Source organism: Gilvimarinus sp. 1_MG-2023 (assembly GCF_030548285.1).
Genome location: NZ_JAUOSC010001706.1, coordinates 1 through 236 on the forward strand (window position 1 = coordinate 1; position 236 = coordinate 236).

Here is a 236-nt window from a genome sequence, read left to right on the forward strand (position 1 = left end):
GATATTGCCGCCGCCACCGGCACCGAGATCATTGCCCCGGCGCAAGCCACCGTGGTGCAAACCGGGGATTATTATTTCAACGGCAATACCGTGTTGCTGGATCACGGCCAAGGGCTGATTTCGATGTTTTGCCACTTGAGCCGTATTGATGTGCAGCCGGGAGACCAGCTGGAGGTAGGCGATCACGTTGGTCTGGTGGGCGCAACCGGGCGAGTTACCGGGCCACACCTGCACTG

Annotated in this window: 1 protein-coding gene; it reads left to right on the top strand. The window is 59.7% G+C overall.

Features of this window, described 5'->3' with window-relative positions:
• On the top strand, positions 1-236 hold a 236-nt coding region (locus Q4563_RS22605), incomplete at both ends, for a M23 family metallopeptidase (RefSeq protein WP_303606146.1).